The sequence below is a fragment of the uncultured Pseudokineococcus sp. genome, from assembly GCF_947495735.1.
Classification (GTDB): Bacteria; Actinomycetota; Actinomycetes; order Actinomycetales; family Quadrisphaeraceae; genus Pseudokineococcus.
Genome location: NZ_CANMAA010000002.1, coordinates 414,030 through 430,066, shown reverse-complemented (window position 1 = coordinate 430,066; position 16,037 = coordinate 414,030). Strand labels below are relative to the sequence as shown.

The 16,037-nt window shown below is 76.3% G+C and carries 12 protein-coding genes and 2 tRNA genes; 11 read left to right on the top strand and 3 right to left on the bottom strand.

Annotation, left to right across the window (positions count from 1 at the left end):
• Positions 1 to 37: 37 nt before the first annotated feature.
• Positions 38 to 523 carry a GNAT family N-acetyltransferase gene (locus tag Q0848_RS04865; protein ID WP_299035597.1) on the top strand — a complete coding sequence of 162 codons (486 nt, stop codon included), beginning with the start codon at positions 38 to 40 and terminating at the stop codon, positions 521 to 523.
• A gap of 511 nt (positions 524 to 1,034) precedes the next feature.
• Here the strand turns inward: Q0848_RS04865 and pepN are convergent.
• A complete protein-coding gene (gene pepN / locus Q0848_RS04860; protein WP_299035594.1) occupies positions 1,035 to 3,590 on the bottom strand; it encodes an aminopeptidase N in 2,556 nt (851 codons plus the stop codon).
• Positions 3,591 to 3,722: 132 nt separating this feature from the next.
• On the opposite strand from pepN, the gene Q0848_RS04855 reads away from it, so the two are divergent.
• Together Q0848_RS04855 and Q0848_RS04850 are read left to right on the top strand one after the other, a co-directional pair.
• Positions 3,723 to 4,340 (top strand): DsbA family protein, encoded by a 618-nt coding sequence (locus Q0848_RS04855; protein ID WP_299035591.1) that lies wholly within the window; start codon positions 3,723 to 3,725, stop codon positions 4,338 to 4,340.
• A 190-nt stretch (positions 4,341 to 4,530) separates the two neighbouring features.
• Entirely contained in the window at positions 4,531 to 8,088 is a 3,558-nt protein-coding gene (locus Q0848_RS04850; protein ID WP_299035588.1) for an ABC transporter ATP-binding protein, read from the top strand.
• A gap of 35 nt (positions 8,089 to 8,123) precedes the next feature.
• On the opposite strand, the gene Q0848_RS04845 is transcribed toward Q0848_RS04850, so the two are convergent.
• On the bottom strand, positions 8,124 to 8,870 hold the full coding sequence (locus tag Q0848_RS04845) for a DUF429 domain-containing protein (RefSeq protein ID WP_299035585.1): 747 nt from the start codon (positions 8,868 to 8,870) through the stop codon (positions 8,124 to 8,126).
• 75 nt (positions 8,871 to 8,945) lie between these two features.
• Here Q0848_RS04845 and Q0848_RS04840 point away from each other — a divergent pair, with 75 nt between their 5' ends.
• From Q0848_RS04840 to Q0848_RS04825, 4 genes are read left to right on the top strand one after another with little or no spacing between them, the layout of a single operon-like run.
• Positions 8,946 to 9,422 (top strand): ribose-5-phosphate isomerase, encoded by a 477-nt coding sequence (locus Q0848_RS04840; protein WP_299035582.1) that lies wholly within the window; start codon positions 8,946 to 8,948, stop codon positions 9,420 to 9,422.
• A gap of 1 nt (position 9,423) precedes the next feature.
• Positions 9,424 to 10,320, top strand: coding sequence for an Fpg/Nei family DNA glycosylase (locus tag Q0848_RS04835; protein ID WP_299035579.1), 897 nt, complete (start codon positions 9,424 to 9,426; stop codon positions 10,318 to 10,320).
• A 58-nt stretch (positions 10,321 to 10,378) separates the two neighbouring features.
• A complete protein-coding gene (locus Q0848_RS04830; RefSeq protein ID WP_299035576.1) occupies positions 10,379 to 11,587 on the top strand; it encodes a PP2C family protein-serine/threonine phosphatase in 1,209 nt (402 codons plus the stop codon).
• Between the two features lie 35 nt (positions 11,588 to 11,622).
• Positions 11,623 to 12,039 (top strand): SRPBCC family protein, encoded by a 417-nt coding sequence (locus Q0848_RS04825; protein WP_299035573.1) that lies wholly within the window; start codon positions 11,623 to 11,625, stop codon positions 12,037 to 12,039.
• Positions 12,040 to 12,070: 31 nt separating this feature from the next.
• On the opposite strand, the gene Q0848_RS04820 is transcribed toward Q0848_RS04825, so the two are convergent.
• A tRNA-Gly gene (locus tag Q0848_RS04820) sits at positions 12,071 to 12,144 on the bottom strand.
• 182 nt (positions 12,145 to 12,326) lie between these two features.
• Here Q0848_RS04820 and Q0848_RS04815 point away from each other — a divergent pair.
• From Q0848_RS04815 to Q0848_RS04800, 4 genes are all read left to right on the top strand, one after another.
• Positions 12,327 to 12,400, top strand: a tRNA-Pro gene (locus Q0848_RS04815).
• A 183-nt stretch (positions 12,401 to 12,583) separates the two neighbouring features.
• Entirely contained in the window at positions 12,584 to 13,939 is a 1,356-nt protein-coding gene (gene tig / locus Q0848_RS04810) for a trigger factor (protein WP_299035570.1), read from the top strand.
• Positions 13,940 to 14,629: 690 nt separating this feature from the next.
• Positions 14,630 to 15,184, top strand: a complete 555-nt coding sequence (locus tag Q0848_RS04805) for an ATP-dependent Clp protease proteolytic subunit (protein WP_299035803.1) — start codon at positions 14,630 to 14,632, stop codon at positions 15,182 to 15,184.
• An 11-nt stretch (positions 15,185 to 15,195) separates the two neighbouring features.
• Positions 15,196 to 15,870: an ATP-dependent Clp protease proteolytic subunit gene (locus Q0848_RS04800; RefSeq protein ID WP_299035568.1), complete on the top strand. Its 675-nt coding sequence runs from the start codon at positions 15,196 to 15,198 to the stop codon at positions 15,868 to 15,870.
• Positions 15,871 to 16,037 lie beyond the last annotated feature (167 nt).

The following is a 16,037-nucleotide window of genomic DNA, read 5'->3' as shown; positions in this document are numbered from 1 at the left end:
AGGCACCACAAGACCCCGGGCGCGCCAGACTCCGGCCATGGTCCAGCTGCGTCCCCAGCGCCCCGACGACCTCCCGCTGCTGCTGGGCTCCTCGAGCCCGTACGACTTCGGGCCGTCGCCCGCGCGCACGCAGCCGGGCCCGTGCGACCTGGACGACGCCGGGGTGCTGACCGTCCTCGACGACGAGGGCGCCGTGGCCGGCCAGGTGAGCTGGCACTGGCGACGCCACCAGTGGGGGCCGAACGCGGCGTCGAGCTGCCCGATGGTCGGCGTCTGGCTGCGGCCGGACGCCCGCGGCCGCGGTGTCGGCCGCGCGGCGCAGGAGGCCCTCGTCGAGCTGCTCTTCGCGCACACGACGGCGCACCGCGTCGAGGCCCACACCGACGTCGAGAACGTCGCCGAGCAGCGGGCGCTGGAGGCGGCGGGCTTCACCCGCGAGGGCGTCACCCGCGGTGCGCAGTGGCGTCGCGGCGCCTACCGCGACGGCGTCCTGTTCGCCGTGCTCCGGACCGACCGCCCCTGACTCCCCCCAGAAGCACTCCCGGAGCGCTCGACGCACCCCCCTTCGGCACTTCGTCGCCGAAGTGCCGCGAACGGCGCCCCTGGGGCGCACCGTGTCGGCGAAGTGCCGTGGGGAGCGCCTCTGGGGCGCACTGTGTCGGCGAAGTGCCGTGGGGAGCGCTCCTGGGGCGCACTGTGTCGGCGAAGTGCCGCGAACGGCGCCCCTGGGGCGCACTGTGTCGGCGACGTGCCGTGGGGAGCGCCTCTGGGACGCACTGTGTCGGCGACGTGCCGTGGGGAGCGCCTCTGGGACGCACTATGTCGGCGAAGTGCTGTGGGGAGCGCCTCTGGGGCGCACTGTGTCGGCGAAGTGCCGTGGGGAGCGCTCCTGGGGCGCACTGTGTCGGCGACGTGCCGTGGGGAGCGCCTCTGGGGCGCACCGTGTCGCCGAGGTGCGGGGAGGTGGTGCCTCGGAGGCGGGGAGCCCGTCTCCGGCCGCGTCGGTGCCGACGCGGCCGGAGAGGGCCGGGGCGTCAGGCGCGCGAGCGCCGGTCGAGCTCCTGGGCGCGTCGGGCCCGCTCGACCCCGTCGCGGTTCTCGGCCGTCAGGCGCCGCAGCCCCGACGGCGCGTCGGGGTTGGCCTCGAGCCAGGCGGTGGTGAGGGCGGCGACCTCCTCGCCGTCGGCCTGGTCCGGGAACAGCCCGAGCACGACCTGCTGGGCCGTCTCGTTCGTCCGCTCGGTCCAGACGCGGGCGATGCTCGCGAAGTAGCGCTCGACGAACGGGGCCAGCAGGGCGGGGTCGGACGCCCGCGTGAACCCGGAGATGGCCGCGCCCTGCAGCGCCACGGGCGTGTCGCCGCGGTCGACGACGGAGGCCCAGACCTCCTCCTTGCCCGCCGGGTCGGGCCGGGACGCGCGGGCCGTGACGGCGAGGCGCGCCCCGCGCGCGGTGGCGTCCCGCTCGGCCATCGCGTCGACCTCCTCGAGCCCCGCATCACCGGCGGCCACGAGGTCGGTCAGCAGGTCCCAGGCGAGGTCCACGTCCACCTCGAGGCCCGGCAGGGGCGCTCGGCCGTCAAGGACCCCGCGCACGGCGGAGAGCTGGTCGGGCGTCGAGGCCTGCGCCGCACCGGCCTTCAGCAGCTGGAGCTGGAGGTCGCTGCCGGGCTCGGCGCTGCGCGCCAGGCCGAGCAGGCGCTCGGCGACGTCCGAGCGGACCGCCGGCCGGTGCTCGGGGGCGGTGTAGAGGCGCAGCGCGGTCGCGAGCTGGCGCAGCAGGACGAGGACCACGGAGGAGTCCGTCTCGGCGCCGATGCCCCGCAGCACCAGCTCGACGAAGTCGCCGACCGGCATCTCGGCGTCGCGGGCCATGTCCCACGCGGCGCCCCAGACGAGCGTGCGCGGCAGCCCCTCCTCGATCAGGGACAGGTGCTCCACGGCGGTCGCCAGCGACTGCGGGTCCAGGCGGACCTTGGCGTAGGCGAGGTCGTCGTCGTTGAGCAGCAGCAGCGCGGGCCGCGGCCGCCCGGCCAGCTCGGGCACCTCGGTGCGCTCGCCGTCGACGTCGAGCTCGACGCGGTGCGTGCGGCGCAGCCGGCCGTCGACGAGGTCGTAGCAGCCGACGGCCAGGCGGTGGGGCCGCAGCACGGGGTGCTCGGCCGGGGCCTCCTGCAGCACGGCGACCGACGTCATCGCGCCGTCGGGGCCGACCTCGACCTGCGGGCGCAGCGTGGTGACGCCGGCCTGCTCGAGCCACAGGGCCGACCACGCGCGCAGGTCGCGGCCGGAGGTGGCCTCGAGCTCGACGAGGAGGTCGGACAGCTGCGTGCTGCCGTAGGCGTGGGCCCGGAAGTACCGGCGCACGCCCTCGTCGAAGTGCTCGCGCCCGACCCAGGCGACGAGCTGCTTGAGGACGCTCGCGCCCTTGGCGTACGTGATGCCGTCGAAGTTGACCTCGACGTCCTCGAGGTCGCGGATGTCGGCGACGACGGGGTGGGTCGAGGGCAGCTGGTCCTGCCGGTAGGCCCACGACTTCTCCATGCTGGAGAACGTCGTCCACGCCGAGGTGAACCGCGTGGCCTCGGCGGTCGCCAGCGTCGAGGCGTACTCGGCGAAGGACTCGTTGAGCCACAGGTCGTCCCACCAGCGCATGGTCACCAGGTCGCCGAACCACATGTGCGCCAGCTCGTGGAGGATCGTCACGGCGCGCCGCTCGACCATCGCCTCCGGCACGCGGCTGCGGAAGACGTAGTCCTCCAGGAACGTGACGGCGCCGGCGTTCTCCATGGCCCCGGCGTTGAACTCGGGCACGAAGAGCTGGTCGTACTTGGCGAAGGGGTAGGCGAGGTCGAAGAGCTCCTCGTAGTGGGCGAAGCCGCGGCGCGTGAGGTCCATGACCTCCTCGGCGTCGAGGTGCTCGGCGAGGGACGCGCGGCACAGGACCCCGAGCGGCACCGTCCGGCCGTCCCGGCTGGTGAGCTCGCCGTCCACCCGGTGGTACGGGCCCGCGATCACCGCCGTCACGTAGGACGCCAGGCGCGGGGTGGGCTCGAAGGACCAGGTGGCCCGGCCGGGCCCGGCCGAGGAGGGCTCGGGCGTGGGGGAGACCGACACGACCGTCCAGTGGTCGGGCGCCGTGACGGTGAAGCGGAAGGTCGCCTTGAGGTCGGGCTGCTCGAACACCGCGAAGACGCGGCGGGAGTCGGCCACCTCGAACTGGCTGTACAGGTAGACCTCGTCGTCGACCGGGTCGACGAAGCGGTGCAGGCCCTCGCCGGTGGTCATGTACGCGGCGTCGGCGACGACGCGCACCACGTTCTCCTCGGCCAGGCCGTCGAGCTGCAGCCGCTCGCCGTCGAAGACCGCGGCGGGGTCGCGGCGCTCGCCGTTGACCTCCACCTCCGTGACGGCCGGGGCCACCAGGTCCAGCCACGTCGAGGCGCCCTCGCGCGCCGAGAAGCGCACGGTCGTCGTCGAGGTGAGCACCTCCGCCCCGCGGGTGAGGTCGAGGGCCACGTCGTAGGAGTCGACGGCGACGAGCGCTGCGCGCTCGCGCGCCTCGTCGCGGGTCAGGTTGGTGCCGGGCACGGCGGGTTCCCCCTCGGGCGTCGGGTGCGTCGGACAGCTCTCGCCCCGACGGCGGCAGCCTCGCCGCCGCACCCCCCTGGTGCCGGGGACGACCGGCGGAATGCTGCCACGCGTCTCGTCCTTGCACGCGGCATGAGCGAGCAGACGCAGCGCCAGCAGGTGGAGTTCTGGTTCGACCCCGCGTGCCCGTGGGCCTGGATGACCTCCCGGTGGATGGAGGAGGTCGAGCGCACGCGGCCCGTCGACGTGACGTGGAAGGTCATGAGCCTGGCCGTCCTCAACGAGGGACGCGAGCTCCCCGAGCAGTACCGCGAGCTGATGGACAAGGCGTGGGGCCCGGTGCGCGTCGTCACGGCGGCGAAGGAGCTCCACGGCGCCGAGCACGTCAAGCCGCTCTACGACGCGATCGGCACCCGGGTCCACCCGGGCGGCCGCACGGACTTCCGCGAGGTCGTCGTCGAGGCGCTCGCCGAGGTCGGGCTGCCGGCCGACCTGATCGACGCGGCCGACTCCGACGCCCACGACGAGGCGCTGCGCGCCAGCCACGCCGAGGGCATCGACCGCGTGGGCCAGGACGTCGGCACGCCCGTCATCGCCGTGGCCGGCACCGCCTTCTTCGGCCCCGTCGTGACGCCGGCGCCCAAGGGCGAGGCCGCCGGGACGCTGTGGGACGGCGTCGTCGCCGTCGCCTCGACCCCGGGCTTCTACGAGCTCAAGCGCACGCGCGACCAGGGGCCGGTCTTCGACTGACCCAGCTCCCCGAGCCGCTTCCGGGGACGCGAGCGAGGACGGGCCGGGACCTGCGGGTCCCGGCCCGTCGTGCTCCCCGACGTAAACGCCTGGGACCTGTCGGCGCCCGCGGCTAGCGTGCGCGGTGGCCGGGAGGACGGGCGCCCGTCGGGCGCCCCCGCCGGCCTCCGAGGGAGGTCGAGGACCCGTCGTGCGCAGTGCGAGAGCGGACGACGTGCTCGCCGTGCCGGCCCAGGACGCCGGTCCGGGCGCCGACGGGTCCTCCCCGGCGTCGTCGGCCCCGCCGCCCGCAGCGGGCGGGTCGAGCGGGACGGGCGCACCCGGCCCACCGCCCCTGGACCGTCGCCGCCTCGCCGAGCGCGGCTCGTGGGTCGCGCTGGCCCTGGCCGCGCTCGCGGCCCTGGCCGAGACGGTGGGCGCCGTCGTGGCGGGGCGGGTGGCCGACGGCCCGACGACCTCCCTCGTCCTGGTGCTCGGCGCCCTCCTGGTCGGTGCGGGGCTGCTCGACACCGTCGGTCGCACCGTCTTCTCCGGGGTGGTCGGCCGGGCCGAGGGGCGCCTGCGCGGCGACCTCGTGGACACCGTCCTGGGCCAGCCCGTGACCTCCCTCGAGGAGCAGGGGGTGGGGGAGCTCTTCGACCGCGTCGACGACGACGCCTGGCAGGTCGCGACCCTCCTGCGCCGCGTCGGGTGGGGCACCGGCCGTGCGCTGCTGCGCAGCGTGATGGCGTGGGTGGCCGCCGCGTTCGTGTGGTGGCCGTCCGTCGTCGCCTTCCCGCTCGCGGCCGCGCTCGTGTGGCTGGCGGTGCGCCGCCGCGCCCCCGAGGTGGCGCGGCTGAAGGTGCTCGAGGAGGTCGCCTGGTCCGAGCACTCCTCCCACCTCGAGGAGGTGGTGGCGGGCCGCGACGACGTGCGCACCGCGCTCGGCCAGCCCCACGCCGTCCGCCAGTACGCGCTGCGCGGGCGCGAGCTCATGGAGCGGGTCGCCGCCACCAGCAGGGTCGCCGCGGGCCTGGCGGCGCGGGCCGGGTTCGTGCTGCACGCCGTCCTCGCGGCCTTCGTGCTCGCCGGGGTGTGGCTCGTCGCGGGCGGGGACCTGGGGCTGGAGCAGCTGATCACCCTGTGGCTGCTCGTCTCGGCCTTCGTGGCGCAGGTCGCCCAGGTGAGCAACAACCTGCCCGACATCCAGGAGGGCCTCGGGGCGCTCACCCGCATCCGCCAGCTCCTGGGAGCCGGCCAGGAGCCGCGCGGCGGCCGCCCGGTGCCGCCGGGGCCGGCGCGGGTGGAGCTGCGGGGTCTGTCCGTGGGCTACGACGGGGGCTTCGCCCTGGACGGCGTCGACCTCGTCGTCGAGGCCGGCAGGACGTGCGCGCTCGTCGGGCGCAGCGGGTCCGGCAAGTCGACGCTCGCCAAGGCGCTGTCGCGCGCGGTCGAGCCCGCCCCGGGCACCGTCCTCGTCGGCGGCGTGGACGTCGTCGAGGCCGAGGTCGAGTCGCTGCGCCGCGCGGTCGGGGTCGTCACGCAGCGCACCGAGCTGCTCGCGGCCTCCCTCGAGGACAACATCACCCTCTTCGCCGACGTCCGCCCCGGTGCGGTGCGGGAGGCCGTGGCGGCCCTGGGCCTGGAGGACTGGGTCGCGGCGCTGCCCGACGGCCTGCGCACCCGCCTGGGCACGGGCGGCACGACGCTCTCCGCCGGCGAGGAGCAGCTCGTGGCCTTCGCCCGCCTCCTCGTCCGGGACGTCTCCCTCGTCGTGCTCGACGAGGCGACCGCGCGCATGGACCCCCAGACCGAGGCGCGGGTCACCCGCGCCTCGGAGCGCCTGCTCGCCGGCCGCACCGGCGTGGTCATCGCGCACCGGCTGTCGACCACCCGGCGCTGCGACGACGTGGCCGTCCTGGAGGCCGGACGCCTGGTCCAGCACGGCCCCCGGGCGCGGGTGGCCGCGCAGGAGGGGCCCTTCCGCGACCTGCTGCGCGCGGGCGGCGAGGTCCAGGACGGCCCCGAGGTCCGGGCGCCCGCCACCCGCGCACCGCGCCGGGAGCCCCGGCCCCAGCCGCCGGCGCCGAGGACCTCCCTGGCGCGCACCGTCCTGCGGGTGCTGCTGACCCACAAGCGCTGGGGCCTCGTCGGCGGTGCGGGCTTCCTGGCCATGTCGATGCTGGGCGCCGCCGGCGTGGCGACCGCGTGGCTGTGGGGGCTCGTCGTCGCGGGCCTGGACGACGGGGAGCAGCCTTGGCTCCTCACCGGCGCGCTCGCGGCGTCCGTCGTGGTCTCCCCGGCGTTCCTGCTCATGGCGTTCCGGCTCTACCCCCTGTGGTGGGTGGCGACGTCCCTGCGCCTGCGGCTGGCCGTGATGCGGGGGCAGACCATGCAGCACCGGCTCGCCCGCACGACGCCGGGCGAGGTCACCGCGCGGGCCCTCGACAGCGACCGCCTCATGATCTACGCCGACCGCTGGGTGGACGTCGCCGTCGGCGTCGTCGTGGTCGGCGCCATCACCGTCGCGAGCCAGAGCCTCCTGGCGGGGGGCGTCGTCGCCGGCGTGCTGCTCGTGTCCGCGCTCGTCTCGGCGCTGGGGGCCCCCGCCATGGGGCGCGCCGCTCGGGTCGCGGGGGACCAGCGCGCCGTCTTCGGGGGCTCCCTGGTCTCCGCGCTCGACGCCGTCCGCACCGTCAAGCTCGCCGCCGCCGTCGGCCCGGTGCGCCGCCACCTCGCCGAGGTCGACGAGGTGCGGGTGCGCGCCTCGGTGCACGAGAACCGGGTCAAGTCCCTCCTCGAGGGCGTGCCCGTCGTCCTCGTCCAGGTCGGGGTCGTCGTCGGCTGGGCGGTCTTCCTCCTGGGCGTCTGGCCGCTGGAGACGGCCGTGCTCGTGACCACGGCCGTGACGGGTGCGGCGTGGTTCGGCACGGTCGCCGGGGCGGCCATCACCGAGGCCCCGGTCGCGCGGCGCTGGCTGCGCGCGTCGGCGGCCCTGGCGGGGGAGGGCGACCTCGTGGCGCTGCCGGCGGGGGTGGACCTGGTCGCGGGCACGGCGCCCGGCCCCCCGACGGCTCGCCGCACGCCGCTGCGGTCGCTGCGCCTGGAGGGGCTGACGGCGGTGCACGACGACGGCACCGTGGGCGTCCAGGGGGTCGACCTCGAGGTGCGGGCCGGCGAGCTCGTGCTGCTGGTGGGCCGGGTCGGCTCGGGCAAGTCGAGCCTGCTGGCGGCGCTGGCGGGGCTGGTCGACCACGAGGGCCGCCTGGTGTGGAACGGCCGGGAGGTGGAGGACCCGCAGCGCTTCCTGCGCCCGGGGCAGGTCGCCTGGGTGGGCCAGGTGCCCCGCGTGCTCTCCGGCACCTTCACCGACAACGTCGTCCTCGACCACGCCCGCGCCGCGGAGGGCGCGCTCGGTGACGCCCGCATGGGCCCGGACGTCGAGCGCGCCGGCGGGCACAGCGCCCTCGTCGGGCACCGGGGCGTCCGGCTCTCGGGCGGGCAGGTGCAGCGCCTGGCGCTCGCGCGAGCCCTCGCGACCGAGGCGGAGCTGCTCGTGGCGGACGACGTGTCCTCGGCCCTGGACGCCCGGACGGAGGGCGAGCTGTGGGACGCGCTGCGGCGCCGCGGCACCACGGTGGTCGGGTCCACGTCCAAGCGCTCGGCGCTCGTCCGCGCCGACCGCGTCGTGGTCCTCGAGGACGGACGGCTGGCGGCGACCGGCACGTGGGCCGAGCTGGAGGGCCGCTGGGGCCACCTGGCGGGGTGATCGGCGGGCGGCGCCCCGTCCCGGGGCGGGGAGCGTCAGACCCAGATCGCGATGACGCGGTCGCCGTCGCGCTGGACCTCGCGCGGGAGGGGCTCGGCCGACCCGCCCGCGACGCGGTGCGCCGACCAGGCGGCCGCCGCCGCGTCGAGTGCGTCGTCCAGGGCGACGGCCGCGGGGGCGGTCTCGAGGGCCGCGCCCAGCGCGTCGGCCCCGCACCCGAGCCCGCGCTCCCCGGCGAGGACGCCGAGGCGCTGCTGCGCCCCGCGCGCGCTGCGCTTGGGGGCCAGGACGCGCCCGGCCATGGCGGCGAAGGACAGCTCGGGGTGCACCTCCACGAGCTCGGGGCCGGGGCCCCACCGCGCCCCCGCCTCGTCCCACGCGCGGACGTGCGCGAAGAGGGCGAACGCCTGGGCGCTGGGGCTCGGGGCCCCGCTCTGCCGGGCCAGCGCCCTCGCCTCGGCGTAGCTGCCGCCGTGGGCCACCACCGGGCGGGCGGGGGTCGGGAACACCCGGGAGGCGGCCCCCCGCCGGTCGGCCCCGGGGCTGGAGGCCCCGGCCTCGGCCAGCCGGCGGCGCGCGGCCTCGTCGGCCCACCGCGGCCCGGCCTCGACCAGACCCAGCGGCAGGTCGAGCCCCACGACGGCCGCGCCGTGCCGCTCGGCGAGGTCGCGCACGTCCTGCGGGCCGTCGGCGACCTCCAGCTGCGGAGCCGCCCCCGGCCCCGCCCACAGCGCGCAGGCCCACCGCCCCCGCGCCCCGTCCACGCCCAGCACCACCGGCACGGGCCGACCCTCGCACGCGCCGGCCCTCGCGGGCCGGGAGCGCCCCCGCGCGTCGCCGTGTGCTGAGATCCAGGCATGCGCGTCCACGCCGCCACCGACCACGCCGGCTACGAGTTCCTGCAGGACCTCATCGCGCACCTGCGCGAGGCCGGCCACGACGTCGTCGACCACGGGCCCGACCACTACGACGCCCTCGACGACTACCCCGCCTTCTGCATCGCCGCCGGCGAGGCCGTCGTCGCCGACCCGGGCAGCCTGGGCGTCGTCGTCGGGGGGTCGGGCAACGGCGAGCAGATCGCCGCCAACAAGGTCGTCGGCGTGCGGGCCGCCCTCGCCTGGAGCCTCGAGACGGCGCGGCTGGCCCGTCAGCACAACGACGCCAACGTGGTCGCCGTGGGAGCGCGCCAGCACTCCGTCGCCGACGCCGTCGCGCTCGTCGACGCCTTCCTCGCCGAGCCGTTCTCGGACGACGAGCGCCACGTCCGCCGCATCGGGCAGGTCGGCGCGTACGAGCGCGGCGACCGCGCCCAGCCGTCCGCCCCCGGCGTCTGAGGTGCCCGAGGGGCACACCGTCCGGCGGCTCGCCGACGTCTTCCAGCGCGACTTCCGCGGGCAGGCCCTGCGGGTGTCCAGCCCCCAGGGCCGCTTCGCCGAGGGCGCCGCGCTGCTCGACGGGACCGAGCTGCGGCGCGCCGAGGCCCACGGCAAGCAGATGTTCCTGGGCTTCGAGGGCGGCCGGTGGCTGCGCGTGCACCTCGGCCTCTACGGCAAGTGGGCGTTCGGGACCGGCGAGCCGCCGGAGCCCCGCGGTGCCCTGCGCGTGCGGCTGCTCGGTCCGGGCGCCGACGGCGCGGGCGTCTGGGCCGACCTGCGCGGCCCCACGGCGTGCGAGGTCGTCACCACGGGCGAGAAGGAGGCCGCGCGCGCCAAGCTGGGCCCGGACCCGCTGCGCCGCGACGGCGACGCCGGTGCCTTCGCCGACCGGGTCGCCCGCAGCCGCACCTCGATCGCGGCCCAGCTCATGGACCAGGCGGTCGTGGCGGGAGTCGGCAACGTCTACCGCGCGGAGGTCCTCTTCCGGGCGCGCACGGACCCCTTCGCGCCGGGCGTCGAGGTCGGGCGGGACCGCGCCCTGGCGATGTGGGACGACCTCGTCGTGCTGCTGCGGGACGGGGTGAAGCGCGGCGCGATCGTCACGACGCTGCCGGCCGACCGGCCCGCCGGCCACCGCCGGGGCCGGGTGCGCCGCGAGGACGCCCACTACGTCTACCGGCGCCACGGCCTGCCCTGCCGGGTCTGCGGCGCGACGGTCCTGACGCGGGAGGTGGTCGGCCGCAACCTGTTCTGGTGCCCGGTCTGCCAGGCCGGCCTGCCGGAGCTGCCGTCGGAGCCGCTCGACCTCACCGCGGGCGCGGACCTCGACGCGTCCGCCCGCGCGCAGCGGACCTGACCCCACCGACCCGCCGGAGCGGCCACGGGCGGCCGGTCCCGCTGGTTACCCTCCAGGGGTGCCGACCGAGAGCCGGACCGTCCCCGGAGGGCGTGCTGCTGCGCCCACGTGGGTCCCCTCGGCGGCCGGCGGGTGGCTGGACGAGCGGCGGCGCCGCCTCGGCTGGCTCGTCCAGCTGAGGCTCCTGCCCTCGCAGACCTTCCGCCTCGGCGTGGCCACCGGCCTCGTGGTCGCGTGGGTCGTCGCGGCGATCACGGTGCCGCTGTGGGCTCCCGCGTCCGCCCTCTCCGTGGTGATCGTCCTCGGCGGGTACTTCCTGCGCCTGCGGCAGCTGGCCATGCTGCTCTTCCTCGTGGCCACGGCGCTCGTCTACGTGGTGCCCCGGCGCAACGCCGTGGACCTGCCCCGCGGGACGTCGGGCGCCGTCGTGCAGGCGGCGTCGGCGGTCATCACCCCGGGCGTCCTGTGCGTGCTCGCCGCCGTGGCGGGCGTCGTCGTCCTCATCGCGCGCAGCCGGGAGCGCCTCGGCGTCCACGGCGCGCAGGGCGAGTCCATGCTCGTCGAGCTGCGGGACCGCCTGCGGGCCCAGAGCCGGGTCGCCGACCTGCCGGAGCCCTGGCACCTGGAGCACGCCATCCGGTCCGCCTACGGGGACGGCTTCGCCGGCGACTTCGTCATCGCCCGGAGGTGGGGCCAGGAGCGGCTCGACGTCCTGCTCGTCGACGTGTCGGGCAAGGGCACGGCCGCGGGCACGCGGGCCCTCCTGCTGTCGGGGGCCTACGGCGGTCTCGTGGGGGCCCTGCCGACCTCGGGGCTGCTGCCGGCGGCCAACGACTACCTCCTCGAGCAGCACTGGAGCGAGGGCTTCGCCACCGCCCTGCACGTGAGCCTCGACCTGCGCACGGGGGAGTACGCGGCCGCGAGCGCGGGGCACCCGCCGCTGCTGCGCCACCGCGGGGGGGCGGCGCCCGACCGGTGGGTGACCGCCGAGGTCGAGGGCGGGCCCGCCCTCGGCCTGCTGCCCGACGTCGGCTTCCCGTCCGTGCGGGGCGTGCTCGAGCCGGGCGACGCGCTGCTGCTCTACACCGACGGCGTCGTCGAGGCGCCCGGCCGCGACCTGGCCCAGGGCATCGACCTGCTGGCGCACGCCGCCGGCGAGCTGACGGCGGGCCCGGGGCTGGTCGGCAGCGCTCGGCGCCTCGTCGACGCCGTCGCCGCCGAGGACGACGACCGCTCCGTGGTCGTCCTGTGGCGCGAGCCCGCGTGAGCGGGAGGGGCCCGGGGGCCGCTCGGCGCCCGACCGTGGAGCTGCTGCGACGGCTGTCGCTGACCACCGGGGCGGCGGGCGCCGCCCCGGTGGAGGAGGCCTGGGAGCGCTACGCGCAGCCGGCCCTGTGGAGCACGTGGTCCCCGCAGATCCGGTCCGTCGACCTGCCCGCGCGCATCGCGCCCGGCGTCCGGGGTGCCGTCCACGGTCCTGGCGGGCTGCGGGCGGACGTCGTCGTGGAGGACGTGGACGAGCAGCGGCGCACGTGGTCGTGGTCCGTCGTCCTGGGCCGCCCGGGCGTCCCGGGCGTGGGGCTGCACCTCGACCACGCGGTGGAGGCGGCGCCCGGCGGCGGCTGCTCGACGTCGCTCGTCCTGACCGGACCGGCGCCCGTGGTCCTCGGCTACGCGCCGGCGGCCTGGTGGGCGCTGCGGCGGCTCGTGCGCCCCTGAGCGGCGCCTCGCGCCGTGCGATCCGAGACGGTGGAGCGGGTGACGGGAATCGAACCCGCGTAGCCAGTTTGGAAGACTGGGGCTCTACCATTGAGCTACACCCGCGACGTCGGCGCTGACGCCGACGCGGCCCACCCTAGCGAGTGGCCGAGGTGGTCTCCTCCGCCCCGCCCGGGACGCCGCCGTCCCGGTGCCCGCGCCGGCCCCGGAGCCGCCGGCGACGACGGGGCCGCGCCGGTCGTCGCCGTCTAGGCTGGCCCCGGCCGGTGCCCGCAGGGGGCCAGCCACGGGGTGTGGCGCAGCTTGGTAGCGCGTCCGCTTTGGGAGCGGAAGGTCCCCGGTTCGAATCCGGGTACCCCGACCGACGAGGGCCGGGCGGTGCCCGTGCGGGCGCCCCCGGCGCCGCTCGGGCACCGGTTCGGCCGCGAGCGGCGTCACGGCTATCGTGGGCGGCTGGCCCGCGCCCGTCCCGCCGTCCGAGGCGAGGAGCCCCGCCGCTGGCGGGGTCAGGGGCGCACGTCGAACCGCATCTGGAGCCCGCGCAGTGAAGAGCGCCGTCGAGACCCTCACGCCGACCCGGGTCAAGCTGACCGTCGAGGTCCCCCTGGCCGAGCTGAAGCCGAGCCTCGACAAGGCCTACCGCGAGATCGGGCAGCAGGTCACCGTGCCCGGCTTCCGGAAGGGCAAGGTCCCCCCGCGCATCATCGACCAGCGCGTCGGTCGCGCCGCGGTGCTGCAGGAGGCCGTCAACGACGCCCTGCCGCAGTTCTACAGCCAGGCCGCCCAGGAGCAGGAGCTCCGCGTGCTGGGCCAGCCGACCGTGGACGTCACCGAGGTCCCCGTCGACGACGACAGCCAGCTCGTCTTCACCGCCGAGGTCGACGTGCGCCCGGCGATCGACCTCCCGGACTACGCCTCCATCGAGGTCTCCGTGGACGACGTCGAGGTCTCCGAGGAGGACGTGACGACGCGCCTCGACGCGCTGCGCGCCCGCTTCGGCACGCTCTCCGGCGTCGACCGCGCCGTCCAGGACGGCGACTTCCTGTCCATCGACATCCGCGCCGAGATCGACGGCACGGAGATCGACACGGCCGAGGGCATCTCCTACCAGGTGGGCGCGGGCACCATGCTCGACGGCACGGACGAGGCCGTCACCGGCCTGTCCGCCGGCGAGTCCGCGACCTTCACCGCCCCCCTGGCCGGCGGCGACCAGGCCGGGCAGGACGCGCAGGTCACCGTGACGGTCCAGTCCGTCAAGGAGCGCCAGCTCCCCGAGGCCGACGACGACTTCGCGCAGATGGCCTCGGAGTTCGACACGATGGACGAGCTCACCGCCGACCTGCGCGAGCAGGCCCGCAAGGCGGCCGTCCTCGAGCAGGGCGTCCAGGCCCGCGACAAGGTGCTCGACGCCCTGCGCGAGCAGGTCGAGGTCCCCGTGCCCGAGTCGCTCGTCGAGCAGGAGGTCCACCGCCACCTCGAGAGCGAGGGCCGGCTCGAGGACGCCGAGCACCGCACCGAGGTCACCGAGCAGACGCAGCAGGCCCTGCGCACCCAGCTGCTCCTCGACGCGGTCGTGGAGCAGGAGCAGGTGCAGGTCTCGCAGGAGGAGCTCGTCGAGTACCTCGTGCAGACGGCGCCCCAGATGGGCATGGAGCCCAGCGCCTTCGCCCAGGCGGTCCAGGAGGCTGGCCAGGTGCCGGCCATGGTCTCCGAGGTCGCCCGCCGCAAGGGCCTGGCCGTCGTCCTCGAGGGCGCGACCATCACCGACGCCTCCGGCAACAAGGTCGACCTCTCCGAGGACGAGGACGGCCCCGAGACCACCGACGTCGACGAGGCCGCCGACGCCGAGGGCGACGCCCCGGCCACCGAGGCCTCCGACGAGGACGGCTCGCGCGCCTGAGCCACGCCGTCGACGCCCCGACCCCCGCACGGGGGTCGGGGCGTCGTCATGTCCGGCGCTCGAGGTGCCGTACCGGGACGGCGGCGACGTGCCCGGCTGGGCTGGGTGCGGCGGGTCGGGTCCCCGCGGGGCACTGGCTGCGCGCTCGTGCGGGGCGTGCGCCCCGCACGAGCTGCTCGCCTCACGTGCCCCGCGGGGACCCGACCCGCCGCCGCTCCACCTCGCCCCGCGCGCGGTGAGGTCGCCGCAGTCGCCCCGGTGCAGCGCTGCGTGCCCGACTCACGCGACCCACCGCTCCCGGCCCAGCCCGGCACGCCTCCCGTCCTGCTGGCCGCCGGCCGCTCGTCCGCCCCGCCGCCCGTGCGCCGCACGGGGGAGCGGGGTGCGCCCACGGCGAACACCCGTGGGGCGTCGGAACGGGGGCCGGGGGCAGGGGGTTAGGGTCGATGCCAGACCTCATGGGATGACCTCCGGGCCCACCGGACGGGCGGGTGCGACGTCTCGACGCCGCGCCGGCCGCTCGTCGGGACCGGTGCAGTGCACGAGACACGACCAGGGGCGCGACCCGCGCGAGCGGGGCGCCCAGGCGAGGACGGAGCGAAGAGCGTGGTGCAGACACCAGGCGCGTACGGCGTCACGGACGGCGTCACCGCTCGGGGGCCCGGCGGCAGCGTCGGGCTCGACGAGCACATCTACCAGCGGCTGCTGCGCGAGCGCATCATCTGGCTCGGCTCCGAGGTCCGCGACGAGAACGCCAACGCCATCTGCGCGCAGATGCTGCTGCTGGCGGCCGAGGACCCCGAGAAGGACATCCACCTCTACATCAACTCGCCCGGCGGCTCGGTGACGGCCGGCATGGCCATCTACGACACGATGCAGTTCGTGACGCCCGACGTGGCCACGTACGGCATGGGCCTGGCCGCCTCGATGGGGCAGTTCCTGCTCTCCTCTGGCGCCCCGGGCAAGCGCTACGCCACGCCCCACGCGCGGATCATGATGCACCAGCCCTCCGGCGGCTTCGGCGGCACGGTGAGCGACATCCGCATCCAGGCCGAGCTCATCAACAACATGAAGCGCACGCTGAGCCAGCTGACGGCGGACCAGACGGGCAAGTCGATCGAGCAGATCAACCTCGACAACGACCGCGACCGCTGGTTCACCGCGGCCGAGGCGCTCGAGTACGGCTTCATCGACCACGTCGAGGCCCACGCCGCGGACGTCCGCGGCGGCGGCGGCACGAGCTGAGGAGCCCTTCGATGGCAGACACGACCGACCACAGCGCGATCGCCGGCGGCACGGCGCCGCAGATGCCGAGCAGCCGCTACATCCTCCCGCAGTTCGAGGAGCGCACGCCCTACGGCTTCAAGCGGCAGGACCCGTACAACAAGCTCTTCGAGGACCGCGTCATCTTCCTCGGGGTGCAGGTGGACGACGCGTCCGCGGACGACGTCATGGCGCAGATCCTCGTCCTGGAGTCCATGGACCCGGACCGCGACATCACCATGTACATCAACTCCCCGGGCGGCTCCTTCACGGCGCTGACGGCGATCTACGACACGATGCAGTACGTCAAGCCGGACATCCAGACCGTCTGCCTCGGGCAGGCGGCCTCGGCGGCGGCCGTGATCCTCGCGGCCGGTGCACCGGGCAAGCGGCTGGCGCTGCCGAACGCGCGCGTGCTGATCCACCAGCCGGCGCTCTCCAGCGGCGACTACGCGCAGGCCTCGGACATCGAGATCCACGCCGCCGAGGCGCTGCGCATGCGCAACTGGCTCGAGGAGACGACGGCGTTCCACAGCAACCGCGACGTCGAGCAGGTCCGCCTGGACATCGAGCGCGACAAGATCCTCACGGCTCCGCAGGCCCTGGAGTACGGCCTCGTGGACCAGATCCTGCCGAGCCGCAAGGGGCGGGTGCAGGTCTCCGCGTGACGTCGGACCCCCACCGGGTCGCCAGGGCGACCCGGTGGGGGACCACGCGTGACGAGCGCGGCAGCCGGGTCGTCCCGCGCGACAGGGCGCGGCGGCGCTGACACGGCCCGCCGGGTGGTGTGTGATGGGACGAGCCCGGTGACCGCCGGGGCAGCAGGGAGGAGTGG